Source organism: Flavobacteriales bacterium (assembly GCA_021296215.1).
Taxonomy (GTDB): Bacteria; Bacteroidota; Bacteroidia; order Flavobacteriales; family ECT2AJA-044; genus ECT2AJA-044.
Genome location: JAGWBA010000115.1, coordinates 1 through 3,890, shown reverse-complemented (window position 1 = coordinate 3,890; position 3,890 = coordinate 1). Strand labels below are relative to the sequence as shown.

Genomic DNA, 3,890 nt, shown 5'->3' with positions numbered 1-3,890 from the left:
GAAAAACCCCGGACCGGGTCCGGAAACAAAACTATAAACCCACAAAAAATCAAGAAAATAGCTTGTTAAACCCAAAAACTCTGCTAAATTGATTGATAATTTCTGTCAAATTTATAGGGGGTCAATACAATTCCGTCTCTTACTGCTTGCTTCAAAGCTGCTCGCAGCTTATTGAAGTAAGAATACTTAGAGTTCTGAGACAAGCCTACATTGCTTTTGGTAATGGCTTCCTTATCCAGGTACTCTTTGAAATCCATTACAAACTGACGGTCAGCTTCTTTGAAGGTGATGTCATAGGGTAGGAACTTTTCTAAATGCTTGATCACGCTATCCCAATTGCCATAATTGCCAGAGCTGTCATTTCTTTTTTCTGCAAGCACTCGCATATATGCAATAAAGCTGCCTTTCATTTTCTCATTGTCTCTGAACCCATAAACTCCGTTTTGGATTTCGATTTGCCTTTGCGCTCGGATGGTTTCAGCTAATTGTAGCGTCTTCTTATTTACAACCTTCTGCTCTTTGGTCTTAGCATTTGGGTCGAGGTATAGTTTGAGGTATTCTGTTTTCCTTTTCCCCTTGTGGTAGTAGTCCAGGTACAAGCTGGTCTTTCCTCCTTGATTTCTTTTTCTGAGTGTTACCTTCATGTTGCAAATAGGTTTTCAATATCTGTTCTTTTAATAATTGTGCGCCTTCCCAGCTTGGCAGCATTTAGTTGTTTGCGGTCAATCATTCTATAGATTGTCCAGCGACTTGTACCAAGGAGCTTGCAAGCTTCCTGAATACTCAGAAAGTCTTTTGATTTAATGCTTTGTTCTGGGATGGTTAGAGAGGAGGAGGTGTCGACTGTCTGGAGCTTTTCTTGTCGCTTGCGCTTCTTATAAGCTTGTTTAGCACAGTTGTCCGAACAGTATCTTGTAACTGTGGTTTTGGCGATGAATATTTCACCGCAATACATACAAGTTTTTTCGATTCTAATGTACTGCTCATTTTGTTGCTTAAAGTAGCTACATGTAGCTTGTTGTGGCTCTATATAGCATAATCTCTTCGTTACTCTAATTATTTGTTGCTAACAACAAATCGAGAGTTATTAGCAACAAATTAGTAACGAAAGATATAGAAATAAGAGCAAATTAGCAACAAGAAAAAGAAGATAAAATAGCTTAAATAGCTGAAAAAGAAAGAATTAACCAATAAAGAGAAATGTAATTACTTTCCAATACAAAACTTACTAAAGATATTCCCCAGCAGATCATCCGTGGTGATTTCCCCCGTGATTTCACCGAGGTGGAAGAGGCCCTGACGAATATCCTGGGCTATGAAATCCCCGCTTACCTCTTCGTGTAGGGCGCCTTCGGCGCGATGTATACTTTCAAGGGCCTGTACGAGCGCTCGGTGGTGTCTCTTGTTGGTGACGATGGTGCCGCCCGAGCTAAGAGCCCCGGTATTGACCAAACTGGTAAGTTCGGCCGTGAGGTCGTCAAGACCAGTACGCTCCAGGGTGCTGATCGGGAAAAAACGAGGCCATGTAGCGAATTCTTTTCTCAAAGCAGATTCATCGGCCTCGTCGACCTTGTTCGCGAGGATAATGAGTTCCTTGTTGCCGATGCGTTTTTCAATTTCCTCGAGTTCGGGATGGACCTCACCGTGAGGGCGAGCCGCGTCAAACAAGTAAATAACGGCACGGGCCTGATCGATCTTTTCAAATGTGCGCTGAATTCCGATGGTTTCGACTGTATCGGTGGTTTCTCGGATTCCGGCCGTATCGATAAAGCGAAACGAAATACCGTTAATCGAGATCTCGTCTTCGATGGTATCGCGCGTTGTACCCGCAACCTCGCTCACGATGGCGCGCTCTTCGTTAAGTAGTGCATTCAACAAGGTCGATTTACCGGCATTCGGTGCTCCGGCAATGGCGATCGGAATACCGTTCTTGATCACGTTGCCCAAAGCGAATGAATCGATGAGTTTTTTTAGTGCGTTTTTAATGCGATCGATGAGATCTTGAAGCTGATCGCGATTAGCGAATTCAACTTCCTCCTCGGCGAAGTCGAGTTCGAGCTCGATCATACTGGCGAAATGAATAAGCTCCTCGCGGAGCGATGCAAGCTCCGTGCTAAAGCCGCCCCTCATCTGCTGCATGGCGACCTGGTGGGCCGCCGCGCTTTCCGACGAAATAAGATCGGAAACCGCCTCGGCCTGACTCAAATCCATCTTTCCATTGCGAAAGGCCCTCAAAGTAAATTCACCCGGATCGGCCAGCCGGGCACCCCGATCCAAGAACAGATCAATGAGTGCTCCTTGTATGAATGCAGAACCGTGGCAGCTCACTTCGATCACATCCTCACCCGTATAGCTCTTAGGTCCACGAAAAATGCCCACCATGACCTCGTCGATCACGGCATCTTCATCGACGATCTTACCAAAGCGCAACGAGTAGCCCGGCGCATCGGCCAAGCTCTGCATCGGCCCGTGAGGGCGAAATACACTTTCTGCAAGTTCAATTACTCCTTTTCCTGAGAGGCGTATCAAGGCAATGGCGCCCATTCCGGGTGGGGAGGAGAGGGCGACGATGGGATCGAGTTGTTCCAAATCAGGCTTCGCTTCGTTTTCCTTTGTAGAAGAAGATGTACAGGGCTGTAATTAAGTTCAGGATGAGCATGGTGTCTTTGCCGTAAACATTGACCCAATGCAGGCTGAAAAAGCTTGAGTCGCGCAGCGAGAAATAGACGATGATCCCAACCACGATGCCGAATACGCCGCTAATCGTATACTTATACTTCATTTGGTCGATGCTGATCCGATGAAATAACTCCGATAGCGCGAAGGCTACTATAATCGTCGCAAAAAGGCAAATAACAAAGGCGACCATATTGGGGTCTACTTCGTCAATGGGTAAAATGAAAAGAATGATCAGCGAAAAAAGGAGCAGGAGCAGAGCGCTGAGTCTAGAACGATGAAGCATCCACATAGCAGTACGGGTTTAGTTGGTGTGAAAAGTAAAAAAACTCCGCAAGCTTTTGACTTGCGGAGTTAAATAGTTTTAAAGCGCGACTTAATCAGAAATTTCCGAAGCCGTCGAAGCTTCCATTCATTTTATCGCCCCACGAAGGGTATGGGAGGATGTACATAAAGCATATGGTGATGGTCTTAGCATCGAAATCGAATCCACCCCAACGATTGTAGTCCGTTACTTCATCACCGGTAAAGGGATCTTCATAGGTTACCGCTCTGCTCGAGTAACCTAAGAATCCGTACCGTAGCTCTAGCATGATTTGATCCGTTGGGTAGATCACAATGCCCGGCACCAATCCCGCGCGAAAAGTACCTATGTTGTCCTTGACCTCATCGCCATTTGAATTCGTGAAGGTTTGATTTCCGAATCCAAGTTCGACGCCACCTTCGATATACCCGTTGACCATAGAGCCGCAAGGGTTGCTGTATACCCGGCCGAATAGACCAATGTCCAAGATGTTATCGGTCGAAACAGTTTCCAGATCCGTACCCGGGTTGTTTTTCAAACTTTCGAAATTATAGCCTAGGTTTACTCCATAAGCTAGATTATTGTTAGCGAATCTCCCCACATAGGCAGCGACTCCGAACCCGGTACCCGTAGTTGAAGGGTCATCGGCATCTACCATTCCCGAAGATGAAAGTCCGAAATTCAGACTACCGCCGGTAAAGTACTTTCCCTCGAGGTCGTTGAGGTCGATGGCCGATATGGCTGTGGGGGTGTTTTGAATTTGCGTGCGCTGAGCAAAAGTGCTCAGTGGCACCATCAGTACAAGTGCAATAAAGCACGAATATAACTTCTTGGTAAACTTCCCCAAAAACGAGACAGTTTAAAAGTATAATTTTAAATTGTTGAGGCTTAAGACCGGAACAATTGGATA

General features: G+C 45.7%; 5 protein-coding genes. All 5 read right to left on the bottom strand.

Features of this window, described 5'->3' with window-relative positions:
- Window positions 1-83 precede the first annotated feature (83 nt).
- The 5 genes from J4F31_12185 to J4F31_12165 all read right to left on the bottom strand — a co-directional run bounded on the left by J4F31_12185 (window position 84) and on the right by J4F31_12165 (window position 3,827).
- The gene (locus J4F31_12185; GenBank protein MCE2497310.1) at window positions 84-644 is read right to left on the bottom strand and encodes a phage integrase SAM-like domain-containing protein; all 561 of its coding nucleotides are present in this window, start codon (window positions 642-644) and stop codon (window positions 84-86) included.
- Window positions 641-955, bottom strand: coding sequence for a helix-turn-helix domain-containing protein (locus J4F31_12180; protein MCE2497309.1), 315 nt, complete (start codon window positions 953-955; stop codon window positions 641-643). Before J4F31_12180 ends, J4F31_12185 begins: the two co-directional genes overlap by 4 nt.
- A gap of 251 nt (window positions 956-1,206) precedes the next feature.
- Window positions 1,207-2,589, bottom strand: a complete 1,383-nt coding sequence (gene mnmE / locus J4F31_12175; GenBank protein ID MCE2497308.1) for a tRNA uridine-5-carboxymethylaminomethyl(34) synthesis GTPase MnmE — start codon at window positions 2,587-2,589, stop codon at window positions 1,207-1,209.
- 1 nt (window position 2,590) lies between these two features.
- Complete coding sequence (locus J4F31_12170; GenBank protein MCE2497307.1) at window positions 2,591-2,968, bottom strand: hypothetical protein; 378 nt, start codon at window positions 2,966-2,968, stop codon at window positions 2,591-2,593.
- An 88-nt stretch (window positions 2,969-3,056) separates the two neighbouring features.
- Window positions 3,057-3,827 carry a hypothetical protein gene (locus J4F31_12165; protein MCE2497306.1) on the bottom strand — a complete coding sequence of 257 codons (771 nt, stop codon included), beginning with the start codon at window positions 3,825-3,827 and terminating at the stop codon, window positions 3,057-3,059.
- Window positions 3,828-3,890: the final 63 nt, after the last annotated feature.